A 17,523-nucleotide genomic window follows, 5' to 3' on the forward strand; every position below is an offset into this window, starting at 1 on the left:
AGGTGCTCTTGGTGCTCGATGCGAGCACCGGCCAGAATGCGATTTCCCAAGCCAAGCTGTTCAACGAAGCGGTCGGGCTGACGGGCATCGCGCTCACCAAGCTCGACGGTACCGCCAAAGGCGGCGTCATTTTCGCCTTGGCCAAGCAGTTCGGGCTGCCCATCCGGTTCATCGGGATCGGCGAGGGCATCGATGATTTGCAGGATTTCGATGCGCGGAAATTTGTGGACGCATTGTTCGCGGAGTGATCGGAGATCTACTCGCGGGAAAATGCGGTGAAGCCGTTGGCGTCGATATGACCAAGACGAGCGATTCAAGCCCGGACTGCGCAATCGGAAGCGCCGTGCCGGGCGTGTTTTAATCCCTGGTCTTGAGTCTCAGCTCGCCGAGCCGGCCTGTTTCTTCGAAAAGTCCGGTGAGTTTTCGTTTAAATTCGTTAGTAATCGGCCCCATATCCTTTCTCTCCTGAACGACTCTGGGAGTCAGGAGCACGACAAGTTCGGTTCGATTGCGGACCTTGTTGGTAGTCCCAAACAAGGCGCCAATAAAGGGAATCTTGCTTAGGAAGGGTATCCCTGTTAAGTCCTTGGTCTGATTGTCTCTAATTAGGCCGCCCAAGGCGACGGTCCCGCCACTTCCGACGGCAACTGCACTTTCAATCGCTCGCTTTGAGATGATGAAGGTATCTGTGTTTCCCACTCTGGTTTGCCTTGGCGTACTGACTTCCTGCGTGATTTCTAGGGTCACCAGTCCTCCTGCGTTGACTCGAGGGCGGACATGTAGGATGACGCCGGTATCGACATATTGAAAGCTGCTGGTTATGGTCGGCTGGTTGGTGACGCCGACGCCGGCAAGCCCGGTAGTTTGGGCGGTCGCGAGGGGAATGGTGTCACCCACGTTGATCTGTGCTTCCTGATTATTCAACACCATCAGGGAGGGCGAGGAAATCACGTTGACCTTGTTCTCGCTCGCCAAGGCATTGAGGACGATCCGGATGTCCTTGGCGCTATTGACGAAGGCATAGGAAAAGCCACCTCCCGCAGCCGCGGCAGCCGTCGTAAGCGCTTCAGCTGTTAAATCTCCCGTGCTGCCCAGTGCATACGCGCCGCTGCCTTGATTGAACAGCCACTGGAGCCCGTATCGTAATTGGCCGTCAAGGCTCAGCTCGACGATCGAGGCATCGATCAGTACCTGTAAGGGTACTCGATCCAATTCTTTGATCACCGCCTCAATTTCCTTGTACTCCTGCGCCTTGGCGGTGATGATCAGAGCGTTATTCGCCGGATCTGCAACGATGCGCATACCGGCGAACTCGGCGACAGCGGCTCCACGCGCGCGTCGGGTGCCGTTGACATCTCGTCCTCCGATGCCTCCCCTTGTTCCGGTGCCGACGCCGGTCCTGGTTCCGAGTCCCCCGGTTCCGGTTCCCAAGCCGCCGGTTCGGCGAGAACCACCCATAGTGGTAGTGCCGACGGTATCACCGGCGGCAGAGCCTAAGCCGCGGGTGGATTGAGATGTTCCAGTGGTTCCGAACGAGGATCCATCCTGATCGCCGGCGCCGCCTGCAGCACCGAAGGCGCCGATTTCAGTGCCTGTCATTCCCGGGCTTATAGAGGGTCTTGGCGCTCTCCGCTGCGCCGCTCCCTCGCCGAAAATGCCGCTGAGGGTCTCAGCTAATTCCACGGCATCCACGTTCTGCACCCGGTAAACATGGATGCCGCCTACTCGGGTGGTGCTATAGCGGTCGAGTCGTTCCACCCAGGTTTCCACCTCGTCCAAATAGCGCGGCTGGGGGGTCACCGCCAAAACGGCGTTGAGACGTTCGATAGGCAATAATCGGACTACGCCAGCCAAAGGTCCTTTGGCCGTGTCGCCCAACACTTTGTCCAATTCTTCCACTATCGTCGCAGGTTCGACGTTTCGAAGCGGATAAAGGCCAACCGACATGCCGCGCATGAAATCCACGTCGAAGAGGCGGATCGTATCGAGCACGCCTTCCAATTCCTCTCCGGTGCCGGCGAGTACCAGGATATTTCGGGTCTCATCGGCGCGGACGATGGACTTGGGCGGCATCATCGGTTCGATGACCTTTTGCATTTCCTGCACGCCCACGTAGCGCAGCGGTACGACCCGCAACTGATAGCCTGAGGGGAGCGCCTGGCTGGGTAAGCCGAGCCGGGCACCGGGAGCGTTGATCGTCGCCGTGGCGTCCGGTTCGATGCGGTACAGGTTTTGCTCGCGAATCAGTACCGCCCCGTTCATTTTGAGCAGCATTTCCAGCGTGGGGATCAGCTCCGCATCGGCAAGGGGACGCGCTGTCTGGAGGCTTACTTTGCCTGCTACCTTGGGGCTAAGCACGTAATTGACTCTCAGCATGTCGCCTAGTATGACTTTGGCCACTTCGCCCAGGTCGGCATCATCGAAATTCAACGTGTATTTTCCCTCTTTCGGAGGCCGTTTCTCGACGGGCGCGCCGGGGCCAATCACGCTGCCGGACGGAGGGTAATACTCGGGTGGTCTCGGCGGTTCTTGGGCAAGCGGTTCAGTTTGTAGGGGAACGGTCTCAGCCTCGACTTTCTGACCCTCGGTCGTTAAATTCGCCGGTAAGGACGGCGGTCTCAGTGCACTAGGCTTAAGGTATTCGCATCCAGAAAACCCCAAGGCAAGCACCAGCGGTGCTACGACGAATCGATTTGTTGTTTTGCGCATGGACTCTTTTCGTTTTTGATGTCTGGTCGTCAGTCTATCTAAAGCATTGTTTTGCAGGATGCGGTGAATACCCGAACCGCATTCTACGATTTATCACCATGATTCAACACGAATGACTACTCGGTAAAATCTCGAAAAATCGCCATTCCGGCATCTTTCGAGCAGAAAAGTGAAAGCAAAGGTTTCTTTCTCTCCCCGGATAAGACGCAGCACGTCGACCACTTGCAACGACTCCGCCCTCCATGAAGGCAGCTGAAGCAGAGCATACCGGATGCGCTCCAGGAAAGAACCGCCATCTGATCATGGCTACAGCCATTGATGACGCCGGAACGGGAAGCTTTCCTCTTTGCATCAAAAAAGCCTCATGAGTGGATTTTTCACGCCCTCATGAGACTCGGTATTCCTAATCGCTGAAGATATTGTTACTACTCTACGCCTTCGGCTTCTTCCTCAGCCGTTTCCTCTTCCTCTATGACTTCGGGTTCTTCCTCTGTTTCTTCAACCGCCGGAGGAGGCGGAGGCGCAGGCGGACGTGTCGCCGGCCTCGGAGGTGATGGCTGCTGCGGGACTTGCTGAGGCTGTCCTGGTGTCGCCTGAGCGGGTGCAGTCTTGGGTTTGGGTTTGAGCAGCATCAGCTCTCGTTGTTCGTCGTCACGTTGCAGCGTTACTTTATCCGGGGCGAACTCGACCAATGTCCAACCTTCGATCGAACCGTTTTTCTTCAAGCGTTTGTACTTGCCTTTGGCGTCTACCAGGAGGGCAGTCTTGTCGGTCGGAGTGAAAGCGATCCCCATCAGCTTCACGGTCAGAGGCATATCCGGTGTCGCCGTAGCCGTTGTTTCCCCTCCTTCCGCTCCGGGGCGGCGGCCTTCCATGAATAACGGGCGCTCGACGATCGTTTCGTATTCCTGAATGTCGGGCAGTTCGAAATCTTCGGCGTCGACCGGCTCGGTTGCTTCCTGACTCGCGGCTTTTTCCGAAGGTGTCGCCGCGATCGATCGCTTGTTTTTCAACACCGCCGATTCGACGGCGACGCCGATGAGCAGCACACTTGCAATGCCGGCCAAAATCAAACTGAGTAAATTGTCGCGGGCCCACTTGGTCATGGCTTAATTGCCCTGCATGTAACCGATAACGTCAAAGTCCACGCTCAGCTTATCGACCGGCTGGGACTGCTTGGTCGCCGGATTGCGCGGCATCCGAATCGGCCGGATATTGATGTTCTCCACGAACAGCATGGGCTTCGAGGTCTCGATGCTGTGCAGAACATCCCGCAATACGTCAGTGCTGCCGTTGACACGTATCTTGACGGCGATTCGCGTGAAATTTTCTTCCTTCCGCTCGGGGATCACCTGGGTGCTGGTCAGCTCGCCGCCGGCTTGGCTTACGATCTCTTTGACCATCGACTGCAAATCGGCGGAAGCCAAGGCCGCAGTATCGCGCGCAATAAAGCGCTCGTCCTGCTGTCCCGCGGCTTTGATCTGTTCCAGCTTGGCGAGCAGCTCGTCCTTTTCTGCGGCGACTTTTTGATAGCGTTGCAGACGAAACCGTAAATCGTCGACGGTTTCGCCGTACTCCCGGGCAAGATCGACCAGCGGGGCAATCGCCACCACATAAAGCAGGGCGATGGCACCGACTAGGATTCCTAGGGCCAGGAGCTGCGGTTTACTCAGTTGCAGCCGGTTTTTCAGAAAACCTCCCGTTGACGACTTCGCTGGCGATTTGAAAACGTTCCAATCCACTGGCCATGTCTTTTGTCACCGGCGACACAAAACTGGTATTTTGAAAGAACGGCGATGCTTCTATCAGCCCGATCAAGGCCGAAGCGGATGGTGACTGTCCTTGTACGACCAGCCGGTGATCCCGGTACTGCAAGCCGTTGAGCCAGGTTTGATCGGGCATGACGTCGGTCAGCTCCTTGAGCATGTCCACCATGGCCGGCTCGGTACGCTTCTTCTGCTGAAGAAATCTCGTCTGGTGCACCAAATCCTCTACTTGTTGGCGCAAGGATTCGACTTCCTTGGCGGTCTTGCTGGCCTTTTTCACTTCCTGTTCCAGGTCCAGTGCGATCGATCGATTGGTCCAGATCGGCAGAACTCCCAGCGTGATCAAGAGCGATGCGATCAAAGCGGCAAGTGCCAAATTGATTCTGTATGGCCAAGGATTGCGTGGCGGCCGGTACTGCTCGGGCAATAAATCGTACGCCCCGATCGGGGAGTCGCCCGCCGCATCGACGACGTCCGGTCGCCATCCCCAAACCGCCAATTCTTCCAGCAAGGCATCCAATTTGTTGCGGGGCGCCAATACCAGTTCCGCCTTGATCTGCCGATTCGTCGGCGACCGCTCCAGCAGGCGCGCCGAGTAATAAACTTGATCGCTCTTGAATGGCGTCAGGCGATCCATTTCAAATGCCGCCACCTGATTCAGGTTTTCTTCGGCCGCCAACGGAAGCTTTAACGATTTCCGCAAGCACTGGCCTGGCGTCAAGCGCAGGATTGTTTTTGCCTCGGCCAGCGTCGGCATGCTTTCTATGAGGCGTTCCCGTTTTTGGCTGCCGCTCTCGTCCAAGCTGAAATAGCCGAGCGGGCGGTCCTCTTCATCGTTGTGGTAGACCGCATTCACGCCATCGTCATCCTTGGTCAATATCAGATATTCACTGGATGCACCGAGAAGTTTTCTCAATTTCGCCGGCACGAGAAAGGACAATTCGCCGCTCCACCAGCGGAAGAATCTTGCGGCATCGAGATTGATCGGCGTATCGAGTTTCAGCATGTGTACTGCATGTGTGCTATTGGTCGAGCGCTACGCCGACTGTCTGCGGTTTCCATCTCAGGAAAACGAAAGGGCTTCCCCCAGGGCGTCTCGCTTCCCGTCGGATGACGGCCATAGCCGGCGGATCGGAATGGTTTCGCGATATCGGGCGGGCGAGAATCGTGTAAACCGAATCCCCGGTCGAGTGGAACCGAATTCCGGGAATGGCGGGAAGCGGAGGAGGTGGTGTATTCCCGGTTCCGCTCTCACGGGCGGCGAGAAAGCTGTCCACCGCCTGGCTGTTTCCGTCGGTCAGGGCCAGTAAAACAGTTATCGAGGCCTTTGCCGGGTTGACGCCATCGACGTTATTGTAGACTGTGAAAAAGGGCTCCAATTTTTGGTATAGCGACGGTGTAATTCCCAAAACGCCGCGGAGTTCTTCCAGCACGAGAAAATTACGGTTTTGCGGCATCTGATCCAGCCCGGCGGCGCGGTATTCGGCGGACTCGGCCCCACTGAGACGCTTTAGGTCATCGCTGTCGCGCCAGTCGAAAATGGCATCGGCCAATTTTACCGCCTGATCTTCGTCTTGGGTCACTTTGGTCAATATAGTCCGTAGTGTCGATTCTCGGGCGGCGTTGAGATCGATTTTTCCTGCCTCGTCGTAAATGCGTACTTCGATGGGAACGCCGCCCAATGCCAGTCGATAAGGAGTGCCGTCCGCGCGCCATCGCTGCGCCGCATTCGGCAAACTCAGCATGAACATGGCGTAATGTATGCCGCCGTCGGATAAGGCAACCGCCTTGGCGCGTTCCCGGGAATTGGTCACCAATGAGGTTTCCCGCTGGGTCGACAGCGCGAAACTGCCCGCCATGATGGTCATCAAAGCCAGTATCCAGAGCACCAAAATCAGGGCTACGCCTTGCTGTCCCGTTCGTGCGTGAAACGCCATAGGCATTATCGGTGAGTTCGCAGCGCGATCACTAAAGGAGGCCAGGGTTCTTCATGCTCCGGTTCGATTTGCACTTGAATCAGCATCGGCAACTGAGACTGCTGCCATTCCGGCAGCCAAGTCGAATTGCTTGTTTGAGCGGTCTGAAGATTTTCCGGCAGGTAGGACAATTTGATTTGATCCAGATTTTCCAGCAGCAATACATCTTCGATCGGCTCGGCCGCTACGGTGGCTTCGCGCGAATTCGGGTTCGAGACGTACGGCCGCATGGCGACCTTCAGATCGTTATGTTGCCCGTCCCTAGCGACATATAATCTGAATCGATATAGACCGCCGGCCTTGACCTGCGGCGGCATTGTCGAAACATATTCGAGCCAATCCTCTCCGCCTCTCAAGGAAATGGCGACGCCTTCGGACTCTTCCATCTCGACCAGAGGCAAAGCGCTTCCGATGTGGTTGCGCAAAAAATTCTCCACGAGGAAAAGCCGGCTTGCCCGCGCCATTTTGTCCTCGCCGCTGTCCCAACTGGTTACCCCGATACGCAAACTGCCGAATAACAAAAGCATCATGACGCCGAGCAGAGTCGTGGCGATGAGTACCTCGATCAGAGTGAAGCCGGCGCTGGTCCGGTGCTTATGCGCGGTCATCATCAAAAACTGCTGATTCCTGCTGCTTTGTTAGGCAGCAGCCTGAGTGTCGTAAGCTCGAAGAAGCGGGGTTCATCGCCTTCCTCCCATTCTATGCTGAGATCCACCTGATAGGGCGCGACAGGCAAGTTCTCGGCAAACGGGATCTGTTCCTCCCCTTGATAGGGGGTTACGCGCATAGTCCAACGAAAAATCGCGTCGATTTCGCCGCTCGTTTCGCCCGGCTGCAAAGGGGTCTCCAAGTCGGCAGCCGCAAGCAGCGATTCGGAGATCACGACCGCGCGAGCGTACTTGTCGGCGAGTCCCGAGATTCGTCCGGCGCCGCCGAAAATACGGAGCAGCACGCCCAAAGCCAGAGCCAGGATGGCGAAAGCGACCAGGATTTCGAGCAAGGAGAATCCGCGTTGTTTAGTCTTCACGGATTACGACCTCCCCGGTGAGCCAATTCACGTCCACCAGGCGCTTTTTCCCGGCCGCCTCCAAGGTCACCCGCCCGCCGGTCGAGGAGCCGTCCGGGAAGAAACGGATATTGCCGATTCCTTCGTCTCCGGCTTCCCTCTCGGCGGTGTAAAGGCTGAGGCGGACGCTGTCGGGCAGTGAAAAATGTTTTCGGCGACCGCTGACCCGGTAGGCTTTGCGGTTCACGTCGAGCTCGAATGTTGCCTCGCGCGCTCCGCTGAGCGCCTGTCCGCGTGCATAGCGCAGGCCGGACGCGATATCCCGCGTGGCAGCCGTCAGCTGGGCACGGTTCAGAAGCGGCGTGACGTTCGGTACCGCCACCGCCGTCAGTGCGGCGGCTATAGCCAGCGCCAACAGCATCTCCAGCAACGTGAATCCGCCCGACCGTGAGGGGCCGCGGGCTTCGGCTCGGAACCTTGCGTGCGGACGCCGAACCTTGTGTTTGACCGCGCGAACGGGGTACCTCAGGCTATCGAGTTTTCGGTGCGCAAATGGATTTCTCGCCTGCTGCAGCGTCTTTTTTTCAAGCCCGAGGCATTCGAAGAACACGCCTTTCTATTCCCAGCTTACGATATCCTGGTCCTCGCCTTCGCCGCCCTCGGCGTTGTCGGCCCCCAGGGTGAAAAGATCGAATTTTCCGTGCTGGCCGGGCGAAGCGTAATGATAAGGATTGTTCCAGGGATCGACCGGGACCCTTTTCTTGCGGAGGTAAGGGCCGTTCCAGATTTTGGCGTTGCTCGGTTGCTCGATGAGCGCTGCGAGTCCCTCGTCGGTGGCCGGGTAGCGGCCCACATCCAACCGGTACATGTCGAGCGCGGAAGAGAGTTCCTCGATTTGCAGCTTGGCGGTTTTGGTCTTGGATTCTCCCAGGTGCTTGACGACCTGAGGCCCGACCAAGCCGGCCAGCATGCCGATGATGGCCAGTACGACCAAGAGTTCGATCAGGGTAAAACCGCGCTGAGCGCGGCCATGATGATGTCGATGTTTTTGCATAAGAGTACGAATCATAAGTAAAACGGAATCAGGTAAACGGGTGGATGGTATAAAAACCGTGTTAAAAAGCGAGGTCATTGACGCTCAGGATCGCCATCAAAATCGAGATGATGATTCCGGCGATCATGAGACCTAGGCCAACGATTAACACGGGTTCCAGCAGAGCCAGCATACGCTGTACGGAAATCTTGATCTCCTTGTCGTAAGTGACCGCGACCCGTTCCAGCATCTCGGCCAAATGGCCGGATTCCTCGCCCAGCTTGATCATCTGCATGGCCAAGGTCGGAAACAGACCGCTCTCGATCAGGGGCGCCGACAGGCTTCCGCCTCTTTTGAGGCTTTCCACGGCTACTCCGACTCCGTCGACGATCACTCGATTTCCGAGCGTCTCCCTGACGATGGTCAGGGCCGCCAGCATGGAGACACCGTTGGCGAGCAAGGTCGCCAAAGTGCGGCTGAAACTGGCGACTTCCAGTTTGCGGATCAGGTCTCCTACCAAAGGCAGGTTCAACAACCGGGCATCCCACACCTGGCGACGCTCCTGGTCCGCGAACTGATACCGAAAATAGCTGGCGATGCCCGCGATCAGCATCAGAAGCACCCACCAGTAGGATTGCAGTCCCTCTGCCACGCCGATTACGATTTGAGTCGGCACCGGAAGTTCCTTGCCGGCGGATTCGAACATTTCGGTGAACTGCGGAACCACGAAGGTCAACAGGAGCAACAACGACAAAACCGCCATGGTGACCAGGATGGCGGGATAAATCAGCGCGGTGGTGACCGTATCGCGGAGCTCCTTGGATCGTTCCAGATAATCCGACAAGCGCTCCAACACCAGTTCCAGCGCGCCGCCCGCTTCGCCGGCACGGATCAAATTGATATAGAACCGCGAGAAAACGCCGCCCTGTGCTTCCAGAGCGTCGGACAGCTGCGCGCCGCCCTTGACCGAATCCAGCACTTTGGCGATCAGACCGTTCAAAGCCGGTTCGTTCGCGGTCAGTTCGAGCAGCACGGTCAGCGCACGATCGAGCGGCAGCCCGGCGTGCAGCAGGGTCAGCAGTTCGCGCGTGAACAAGGCGATCTGTTTCTGGGAAATCCGGTTCTTGCTGCGCTTGAGGCTCAACCAGGCGAACGGCCGCGATTTCGCCGGCGCTACCCGAATCGGCAAGAATCCTTCGTTTTGCAGGGCCAGGATCAAGGTGGCTTCGTCGGCGGCTTCGCGCTCCGCTTCCACCGTTTCTCCATCCCGATCCACGGCCTTGTAGACGTAAAGAGCCATAATCCTCAGCTATCCGAAGTGACGCGCAGAACTTCCTCGATCGTGGTCAGGCCCATGACGGCCTTGCGCAAGCCGTCTTCGTACATGGTGTACATACCCTCCTGCAGGGCAAGTTCCTCGATCTGCCGCGACTGGGCATGGCTCATCACCAGACGGCGGATACCGTCGCTCATGACCAAGAATTCCTGGATTGCAAGGCGTCCGCGATAGCCGGTTCCGTCGCACTGCTCGCAGCCTTTGGGGTGATGCAGGACCACCGGACCATCGGCGAACCTCGCCAGCCTCATTTCTTCCACCATCTCGGCCATGGCGGGATAGGGCTCGCGACAATTCGGGCAGAGGCGGCGCACCAGGCGTTGACCCAGGATGCCGTTCACGGTGGAGGTGATGAGATAGTCCTCCAAGCCCATGTCCATGAGGCGGGTTACGCCGCCCGCGGCGTCGTTGGTATGCAGCGTCGACAACACCAAATGGCCGGTAAGCGCCGATTGCACGGCGATGCGAGCCGTTTCCAAATCGCGCATTTCGCCGATCATGATGACATCCGGGTCTTGCCGGACGATCGAGCGCAGGGCGTTGGCGAAAGTCAGTCCGATCTGGGGCTTGGTCTGGATTTGGTTGACGCCCTCCAGTTGATACTCCACCGGATCTTCGACCGTGATGATCTTGCGCTCGGGCGTATTGAGCTTGTGCAGCGCCGTGTACAGCGTGGTGCTTTTGCCGCTGCCGGTGGGGCCCGTTATCAGGATGATGCCGTGGGGAAGCGCCAGCACGTTCAGGAATCGCTCGAGCATGGCTCCCTCGAAGCCGAGGGACGAAAAATCGAAGACGATGCTTTCCTTGTGCAGGAGACGAATGACGACGCTTTCGCCGTACATGGTCGGTACGGTGGAGACGCGCAAATCCAGCTCCTTGCCCTGCACCTGGAGCTTGATGCGTCCGTCCTGGGGCAGGCGGCGCTCGGCGATGTTGAGCTTGGCCATGATCTTGATGCGCGAAATTACGGCCGCGGTGGATCTGACCGGCGGAGCTTCCACCTCGCGCAGCACGCCGTCGACCCGGAAGCGGACCTTGAGCCGCTGTTCGAACGGTTCGACGTGAATATCGGAGGCGCGCGACTCCACCGCCCGCTGCATGATCAGATTGACCATGCGGATTACCGGCGCTTCGGAGGCCAGGTCCTTGAGGTGCTCCACATCGGCCTCGTCGATTTCCTCGTCGCTGCCGAGGTCCTCGACAATCTGGCCCATCAGGGTCTTTCCGGAACCGAGTTGCTGTTCGAGCGCTCGGTCGATTTCGGACGGCAGTCCCACATACGGCCGCACGGGTTTTTCGCAGGCCAGGGCGAGGGCGGCCAATAGATCGCGATCGAACGGATCCGCCACCGCAACGATGAATTCATTATCTTGGGCGGCTATGCCGACTACGTGATTTTCCTTGAGAAAACGGATGGCTACGGTATCGGGAAGCGGCGAGGTATCGGGATAGTCCGCGGGCGACACCAGGGGCAATGACCCGACCTCGGCCAATATTTCCGCGGTATCGCGCTCGGACACGATGCCGAGCCTGGCCAGAAGCGCGGGCAGCTTCTGCTCGTCGGCTTGCGCCGCCAAGCGTTTTGCGCGGTGGATCTCCGCCTCGCGCACCTTCCCGCGCCTGACGAGTTCATCGGCAAAACGCTCGTACGGGTGTTCCACAATGGATTCCGCGTAGGTTGCCGGCGGATTTAGCTGTTGCGGTGCAATGGCCAAAGTCTTTTCTCGCATAAAGCAAAGCGCCTTAGACCTAAAAAGATCTAAAAGTGCCGGATCGGAACCGAAATATTTAATTTCTCAGCAGAAATCGAAGGGAATATTACACTAAATCGCCAATAACAATCGGTTTGCCGATATCCTTGGGCGAAATCCCAGCCGTTTTCGGCTTGCTCGGCGACAGTTGGTCCGAGTTTTTTCATTGATTTGACCAAGTGCGGTAAGAGTCGTTGCATGCCGGACCCTCTATGGCCGTGCCATAGGTCTTTTATCGGCGAAGGATGAAAAGCGGCGTTGCCCGGCAATCCGGGCGACGCGATATCGGATCGGCGGAGAAACGTACTCGTCCCACTTGAGCCGTGACCTCGACTGGGTTCGGCGCAGGCGGCCGATACCACGCGATGCCGGTTAGTGAAGATGACTAAGATCACCCCGGCAGGGAATGACGGCTTAACTTAAGTGCATTGCGATACCACGAAAGGGGTTGCCCGCCTTTTTCCGGCTTCATATTATCCTAGAAAGGGCAATTGACCGCTTCGATGGGCTCGAAGAACTTCATGAGTCCCGGCTATTCCGGCTTTTATCCGCTTCGCCGCTTGGGTGAAGCTGCGGCTCACCCGATTGCCGTTTCTAGGATTATTCCCGTTCAATCTTAAATACTTGGATTTATCTATGAATTTACTCGCCTCGGAAGTATTTGAGCGTTTCAGGACTCAGGGTCTGATCGTCGACCACCGCGGACCTGATCAAGTCATCCGCCGCCTCGCGCCTGTCGACGATTGCGCGCCCGGGGACTTGGTGTTCGTAGATCATGTGAAATATCTGCCCCAAGTCCGTGAACTGAAGCCCGCCGCAGTAGTGACTACCGAGGCGATCGCCGCAGAATTGAGCGATGCCGGGGCGTCTCTGCTGATCGCACCGAATGTGCGCCTGGCCATCGCGCTGCTCAAGCAGACTTACGGCGACCGCGACGTGCGGGATGTCGAATGGCCCCGGATTCACCCTTCCGCGGTGATTCACGAGAGCGTCGCGGTGCCCGAGGATGCGGTGATCGGTCCCGGCGTGGTGCTAGGCGCCGAGGTCAGTCTCGGCCCCGGCGTAGTGATCATGGCGAATACGGTGGTGGAAAAGAAGGCGAAAATCGGGCGGGAGACGGTGATCCATCCGCGCTGCACCGTCGGCTACGAGTGCGAGATCGGCGCAAACGTCATCCTGAAGGCCGGCTGCGTGATCGGCTCGGAAGGTTTCGGGTTCGCCCAGGACGAGCGCCGTCGCAATTACCGCATTCCGCACACCGGCAAGGTTATCGTCGAGGACCGGGTAGTGATCGGCGCCAATACCAATATCGATCGCGCCACCTACGGAGCCACCATCATACGCTCAGGAGCCGTAATCGATGCCCTGTGCCATATCGGCCACAACGTCGAAATCGGCGAAGATTGCATTCTCTGCGCTCATACCGGCATTTCCGGGTCGACCCGGTTCGGGAAAAGGGTCATCGCTTCCGGCCAGACCGGAACCCTGGACCATATCACCGTGGCCGACGACGTCGTGCTGCTCCACCGCGCCGGGCTCCACAACAGCATCAAGCAGCCCGGCATGTACGCCGGCGGGCCCGCCCAGCCGTTACAGCAATATCTGAAAAACATGGCGGTTTTTCCGCGCTTGCACGAGATGTGGACGCGGTTGAAGAATCTGGAGAAAAAAATGGCTGACTTGGCGAAGGCTGAGTGATATGAAAATCGCCACTTGGAACGTCAACTCCCTGCGCGTACGTCTGCCCCACGTTTTGAACTGGCTCGGACGGGAACAGCCCGATGTGCTTGCTGTTCAAGAAACCAAGATGAGCGATCCGGAGTTTCCGGTCGCGGAACTGGCCGAGGCCGGCTATCGCTCGGTTTACAGCGGACAGAAAACCTATAACGGCGTTGCGGTGTTCAGCAAGCTCGATTGTTGCGATCCGGTCACCGATCCGACAGGCTTCGACGATCCTCAGCGGCGCATTCTTGCGGTTACTATCGGCGACTACCGGATCGTCAATCTTTACGTGCCGAACGGCGGGGAGGTGGGTTCGGACAAGTACGCCTACAAGCTGGACTGGCTGTCCAAGATGCGCGATTACCTGCGCCTCGAATTCGAGCGTCACCCGCGCTTGGTCGTTCTGGGCGATTTCAACATCGCGCCCGAGGATCGGGACGTCTATGATCCCGAGTCCTGGCGCGAGAGGATTCTCTGCAGCACGCCGGAGCGGGAGGCGTTTCGCGCCTTGCTCGATTTAGGGTTAATCGACGTTTTCCGGCGCTTCGATCAGGCCGAAAAGAGCTATACGTGGTGGGATTACCGTCTCAATGCGTTCCGTCGCAACATGGGGCTGCGGATCGATCATATTCTGGTCAGTGCCCTGCTGGCCGACGATTGCTTGGGCTGCCGCATCGATGTCGAGCCCAGAAAGCTCGAACGGCCGTCCGATCATGCCCCGGTGGTGGTAGAATTCCGGGCCTGACCGGAGGCGGCTCACTTAACGGGTGAAAACGTCGCCGGATTCTACTCGATCCGAATTCGCTCAAAGCTTCCGGTCTCCGTGATCCACAGAATCCCGTCGCCGCGTTTTCCGGTGCGGCAGTTTTCACGGATGATTTGGACGATCTCATCCACCTTGTCGTCCGGGGCGACGATTTCCACCCGAACCTTGGGCGAAAAATCGGTCAATTCTTCCCGAATGCCGTGGCTGACTTCCGGTTCCTCGTGCTGGCTGCAACCTTCCACCCGGCTCACAGTCATTCCCGGAAAGCCGCGCATCTGGCGGAATGCGTTTCTGAGCTTGCTCAGCCGCTGGGGCTGGATGATGGCTTTGATCTCTTTCATGGACTCTCCTCTTTCAAGCTTCGATGCGTTTTTCTTCGAACCATCGGTACAGGGTCGGCAGCACCACCAGGGTGAGCAGGGTTGAGGTGATCAATCCGCCGATCACCACGATCGCCAGCGGGCGCTGGACTTCGGAGCCCGGCCCCGTGGCGAACAGGAAGGGCACCAGGCCGAGCATCGCGACCGTCGCGGTCATCATCACCGGCCGGAAGCGCTGCCTGCAGCCTTCGACGATAGCGTCCGCCTGGCACAGCCCATCTTCCCTCAGCCCTCGAATATAAGACACCAGCACCACCCCGTTCAGCACCGCAATGCCCCACAAGGTGATGAAGCCGACCGAGGCCGGGACCGAGAGGTACTCCCCGGTGAGAAACAGCGAGAAGATGCCGCCCATCGACGCGAACGGCAGCACCAGAATGATGAGGGCGGCGAAGCGCAACGAGTTGAACAGCAAAAACAACAGAAAGAAGATCGCCGCGATGGTGATGGGGATAATCACCATCAGGCGGTGCATGGCTCGCTCCAGGTTCTCGAATTGTCCGCCCCAGGTGACGTAATAGCCTTCCGGAAGCTTCACTTGCTCGGCGACGGCCTTTTGCAGTTCCGCGACGAAGCCGCCCAAATCGCGGCCCCTGACGTTCGCGCCGATCACCAGACGGCGCCGGGCAGTTTCGCGGCTGATCTGCGCCGGTCCGTCCACGACCTCGATGATGGCCAAATCTTCCAGCGGCACCAGGGCGCCATTGGGGGATTTCAGCAGTATTTGTCCGATGGCCTGCGGATTGTTTCTGAATTTTTCAGGAAACCGGACTACCGCCGAAAACCGCCGCTCGCCCTCGTAGATTTCGGTACTGACGCGGCCGCCGATGGCGGTCTCGATGATGTCGTTGATGTCGGCCACGTTGATGCCGTGGCGGGCGATGGCCTGGCGGTCGATATCGATGGTGAGATACTGCTGGCCGCTCACGCGTTCGACGCGGATGTCGGCGGCGCCTTCGATCGAGTTGAGCACCCTGATGATTTCATCGGCCTTTTGCTTCAGCACTTCCAGTTCGTCGCCGAACAGCTTGATGGCGATATCGGAGCGCACCCCGGTCACCATTTCGTCCACCCGGTCCGAGATCGGCTGCGCCATCACGATATTCACGCCCGGCAGCACCTTGAGCTTTTCGCGGATGGCGTCCATGACATCGTTCTGATCCCAGCCGTCCGGAAGCTGATCCTGGGGCTTGAGCGTCACGATAGGCGTGGATTCGTTTTCCGGCTGCGGATCGGTCGGGCTTTCGCTCCGTCCCAATTGTGAAACGGCTTTAGCCACCCCGGGCACTTCCATTGCCAGGCGCATGGCTTCGCTTTCGAGGCGGATCGACTCGTCCAGCGACATGCTCGGGACCCGGTTGATGCCGGGTACGATGGAGCCTTCCTTCATCTCGGGAATGAAGGACGTTCCCAGGAACGGAAACAGCAAGAGGCTGCAGACCAGTAAAGCTAGGGCGCTCGCAACTACCTTCAAAGGATTGCCCAGGGCAAAGTGCAGCAGCTTGAGGTAGGGTCGCTTCATGAATGCGATGATGCGCGTGTCGTGATCCGCCCCGCCTTTGAGAAGGTAGGAGCACAGCACCGGCGACAGGGTGAGCGACACGATCAGCGAGATGAACAGGGCGATCGCGATGGTGTAGGCGAGCGGCGCGAACATCTTGCCTTCGAGCCCGGTCATCGTCATGAGCGGCAGGAACACCAGGCAGATGATGCCCACCCCGAACAGCACGGGCGTGCCCACCTCGGCGGCGGCGCGCAGAACGATCAAGCTGCGGCTTTCGCCGGTTTCTTTAGCCTCGCCCAAATGGTGAAAGGCGTTTTCCACGACTACCACCGAGCCGTCCACCATGATGCCGATGGCAATGGCGAGCCCGCCGAGGGACATCAAGTTGGCCGAGATTCCGTAGTGGTTCATCGCCATGAAGGTAACCAGCGGCGTGATGATCAGCGTCGCCACCACGATCAGGCTGGAGCGGATGTCGCCCAAGTACAGGAACAGCACGATCACCACCAGGAAAATGCCTTCCATCAGTACCTTGGTCACGGTGTGGATCGCCGCGTCTACCAGGTCGGTGCGATCGTAGAACGGCACGATTTTAAGACCGTCCGGCAGCATCCCTTGTTCGTTGATTTCGTTGATCCGTTCTTTGACTCGGCCGACGATCTCCTTGGCGTTGCCGCCGCGGAGCTGCAGAACGATCCCGCCCACGGCTTCCGTGTAGCCGTTCTTGATCACGGCGCCGGAACGTACCGCATGACCGATGCGTACCTCGCTGACATCGTGGATATAGATAGGCGTGCCCTCGATTTCCTTGAGGACGATGTTGCCGATATCCTCGACATCGTGAATCAAGCCGACACCGCGGATGAGGTATTGTTCGGCGTATTGCGGCAATTTGCCGCCGCCGCTGTTGGCGTTGTTCAGGGCCAGCGCGGTGTAGACGTCTTTTAGCGTCAGGCCGTAATGGCGCAAGCGGTCTGGATTGGGAAGGACCTGATACTGACGCTCCAAGCCGCCGATCGAGTTGATTTCGGCGACGCCGGGGATGCCGCGGAGCAGTGGGCGGACTACCCAATCCTGTATGGTCCTGCGCTCGGTCAGTTCCTCCTCGGTCAGGGCGCGTTCGCCGTCGTCGGGCCGCTCCAGGGTGTATTGGTAGACTTCGCCCAGTCCTGAGGAAACCGGTCCGAGAACGGGCGTGACGCCTTCCGGCAAGCGTTCCGCCGCTTCGATCAGCCGTTCGAGCACCAGTTGCCGGGCGAAATAGACATCGGTTTCGTCGTTGAAGACCAGGACGATCTGCGACAGAGCATTGCGGTTCACCGAGCGCATCTCGACCAGGCCGGGAAGCCCCGTCATGGCGATTTCCAAAGGAACGGTCACGAATCGCTCGACTTCTTCCGCAGAGCTGCCGGGCACTTCGGCGGCCACTTGGACTTGGACGTTGGTCACGTCGGGAAAGGCGTCGATGGATAGGTTCTGCATGGCGTTGAAGCCGAACGCGACCAGGCACAACGCGATGATGACGACTACCAGTCGCTGCTTCAGGGCGGCGCGGATCAAGTTTTCGATCATGG

At 58.4% G+C, this 17,523-nt stretch carries 15 protein-coding genes and 1 pseudogene; 3 read left to right on the forward strand and 13 right to left on the reverse strand.

All coding sequences use genetic code 11. The annotated features are described in order from the left end of the window. A pseudogene (locus tag ABJK70_RS01960) lies at window positions 1–248 on the forward strand (signal recognition particle-docking protein FtsY); the annotation flags it as partial. A 109-nt stretch (window positions 249–357) separates the two neighbouring features. On the opposite strand, the gene gspD reads toward ABJK70_RS01960, so the two are convergent. The 11 genes from gspD to gspE form a co-directional block, all read right to left on the reverse strand. Further along, the gene (gene gspD, locus ABJK70_RS01965) at window positions 358–2,709 is read right to left on the reverse strand and encodes a type II secretion system secretin GspD (RefSeq protein ID WP_347257317.1); all 2,352 of its coding nucleotides are present in this window, start codon (window positions 2,707–2,709) and stop codon (window positions 358–360) included. A gap of 425 nt (window positions 2,710–3,134) precedes the next feature. Beyond that, window positions 3,135–3,815, reverse strand: coding sequence for a hypothetical protein (locus ABJK70_RS01970; RefSeq protein ID WP_077732503.1), 681 nt, complete (start codon window positions 3,813–3,815; stop codon window positions 3,135–3,137). Between the two features lie 3 nt (window positions 3,816–3,818). Then, on the reverse strand, window positions 3,819–4,451 hold the full coding sequence (gene gspM, locus ABJK70_RS01975; protein WP_077732532.1) for a type II secretion system protein GspM: 633 nt from the start codon (window positions 4,449–4,451) through the stop codon (window positions 3,819–3,821). Further along, window positions 4,375–5,481, reverse strand: a complete 1,107-nt coding sequence (locus ABJK70_RS01980) for a PilN domain-containing protein (protein ID WP_077732502.1) — start codon at window positions 5,479–5,481, stop codon at window positions 4,375–4,377. Before ABJK70_RS01980 ends, gspM begins: the two co-directional genes overlap by 77 nt. Window positions 5,482–5,497: 16 nt before the next feature. After that, window positions 5,498–6,412, reverse strand: coding sequence for a type II secretion system protein GspK (locus ABJK70_RS01985; RefSeq protein WP_166642577.1), 915 nt, complete (start codon window positions 6,410–6,412; stop codon window positions 5,498–5,500). A gap of 5 nt (window positions 6,413–6,417) precedes the next feature. Then, window positions 6,418–7,062: a prepilin-type N-terminal cleavage/methylation domain-containing protein gene (locus tag ABJK70_RS01990; RefSeq protein WP_077732500.1), complete on the reverse strand. Its 645-nt coding sequence runs from the start codon at window positions 7,060–7,062 to the stop codon at window positions 6,418–6,420. After that, complete coding sequence (locus ABJK70_RS01995; protein ID WP_077732499.1) at window positions 7,062–7,478, reverse strand: type II secretion system protein; 417 nt, start codon at window positions 7,476–7,478, stop codon at window positions 7,062–7,064. The genes ABJK70_RS01990 and ABJK70_RS01995 overlap by 1 nt, the downstream gene beginning before the upstream one ends. Further along, the gene (locus ABJK70_RS02000; protein ID WP_276205421.1) at window positions 7,468–8,067 is read right to left on the reverse strand and encodes a GspH/FimT family protein; all 600 of its coding nucleotides are present in this window, start codon (window positions 8,065–8,067) and stop codon (window positions 7,468–7,470) included. The genes ABJK70_RS01995 and ABJK70_RS02000 overlap by 11 nt, the downstream gene beginning before the upstream one ends. Window positions 8,068–8,073: 6 nt before the next feature. Next, on the reverse strand, window positions 8,074–8,511 hold the full coding sequence (gene gspG / locus ABJK70_RS02005) for a type II secretion system major pseudopilin GspG (RefSeq protein WP_077732498.1): 438 nt from the start codon (window positions 8,509–8,511) through the stop codon (window positions 8,074–8,076). Window positions 8,512–8,572: 61 nt separating this feature from the next. Next, window positions 8,573–9,790 carry a type II secretion system F family protein gene (locus ABJK70_RS02010; RefSeq protein WP_077732497.1) on the reverse strand — a complete coding sequence of 406 codons (1,218 nt, stop codon included), beginning with the start codon at window positions 9,788–9,790 and terminating at the stop codon, window positions 8,573–8,575. 5 nt (window positions 9,791–9,795) lie between these two features. Next, a complete protein-coding gene (gene gspE / locus ABJK70_RS02015; RefSeq protein WP_133717586.1) occupies window positions 9,796–11,556 on the reverse strand; it encodes a type II secretion system ATPase GspE in 1,761 nt (586 codons plus the stop codon). A 657-nt stretch (window positions 11,557–12,213) separates the two neighbouring features. Between gspE and lpxD the strand changes: the two genes are divergently transcribed. After that, window positions 12,214–13,275 carry a UDP-3-O-(3-hydroxymyristoyl)glucosamine N-acyltransferase gene (gene lpxD / locus ABJK70_RS02020; protein ID WP_077732733.1) on the forward strand — a complete coding sequence of 354 codons (1,062 nt, stop codon included), beginning with the start codon at window positions 12,214–12,216 and terminating at the stop codon, window positions 13,273–13,275. 1 nt (window position 13,276) lies between these two features. Then, entirely contained in the window at window positions 13,277–14,044 is a 768-nt protein-coding gene (gene xth / locus ABJK70_RS02025) for an exodeoxyribonuclease III (protein ID WP_077732734.1), read from the forward strand. Between the two features lie 41 nt (window positions 14,045–14,085). On the opposite strand, the gene ABJK70_RS02030 is transcribed toward xth, so the two are convergent. Further along, window positions 14,086–14,406: a P-II family nitrogen regulator gene (locus ABJK70_RS02030; protein ID WP_077732735.1), complete on the reverse strand. Its 321-nt coding sequence runs from the start codon at window positions 14,404–14,406 to the stop codon at window positions 14,086–14,088. A gap of 13 nt (window positions 14,407–14,419) precedes the next feature. Continuing rightward, window positions 14,420–17,521, reverse strand: a complete 3,102-nt coding sequence (locus tag ABJK70_RS02035) for an efflux RND transporter permease subunit (RefSeq protein WP_156880832.1) — start codon at window positions 17,519–17,521, stop codon at window positions 14,420–14,422. Window positions 17,522–17,523 lie beyond the last annotated feature (2 nt).

It is taken from the genome of Methylocaldum sp. (genome assembly GCF_039794385.1).
Classification (GTDB): domain Bacteria; phylum Pseudomonadota; class Gammaproteobacteria; order Methylococcales; family Methylococcaceae; genus Methylocaldum.

Bases quoted from the DNA above. Each gene is read 5' to 3' on its own strand.
- gspD (WP_347257317.1), bottom strand. From the start codon at position 2,709: ATGCGCAAAACAACAAATCGATTCGTCGTAGCACCGCTGGTGCTTGCC.
- ABJK70_RS01970 (WP_077732503.1), bottom strand. From the start codon at position 3,815: ATGACCAAGTGGGCCCGCGACAATTTACTCAGTTTGATTTTGGCCGGC.
- ABJK70_RS01980 (WP_077732502.1), bottom strand. From the start codon at position 5,481: ATGCTGAAACTCGATACGCCGATCAATCTCGATGCCGCAAGATTCTTC.
- ABJK70_RS01985 (WP_166642577.1), bottom strand. From the start codon at position 6,412: ATGGCGTTTCACGCACGAACGGGACAGCAAGGCGTAGCCCTGATTTTG.
- ABJK70_RS01990 (WP_077732500.1), bottom strand. From the start codon at position 7,062: ATGATGACCGCGCATAAGCACCGGACCAGCGCCGGCTTCACTCTGATC.
- gspG (WP_077732498.1), bottom strand. From the start codon at position 8,511: ATGCAAAAACATCGACATCATCATGGCCGCGCTCAGCGCGGTTTTACC.
- ABJK70_RS02010 (WP_077732497.1), bottom strand. From the start codon at position 9,790: ATGGCTCTTTACGTCTACAAGGCCGTGGATCGGGATGGAGAAACGGTG.
- gspE (WP_133717586.1), bottom strand. From the start codon at position 11,556: ATGCGAGAAAAGACTTTGGCCATTGCACCGCAACAGCTAAATCCGCCG.
- lpxD (WP_077732733.1), top strand. From the start codon at position 12,214: ATGAATTTACTCGCCTCGGAAGTATTTGAGCGTTTCAGGACTCAGGGT.
- xth (WP_077732734.1), top strand. From the start codon at position 13,277: ATGAAAATCGCCACTTGGAACGTCAACTCCCTGCGCGTACGTCTGCCC.
- ABJK70_RS02030 (WP_077732735.1), bottom strand. From the start codon at position 14,406: ATGAAAGAGATCAAAGCCATCATCCAGCCCCAGCGGCTGAGCAAGCTC.
- ABJK70_RS02035 (WP_156880832.1), bottom strand. From the start codon at position 17,521: ATGATCGAAAACTTGATCCGCGCCGCCCTGAAGCAGCGACTGGTAGTC.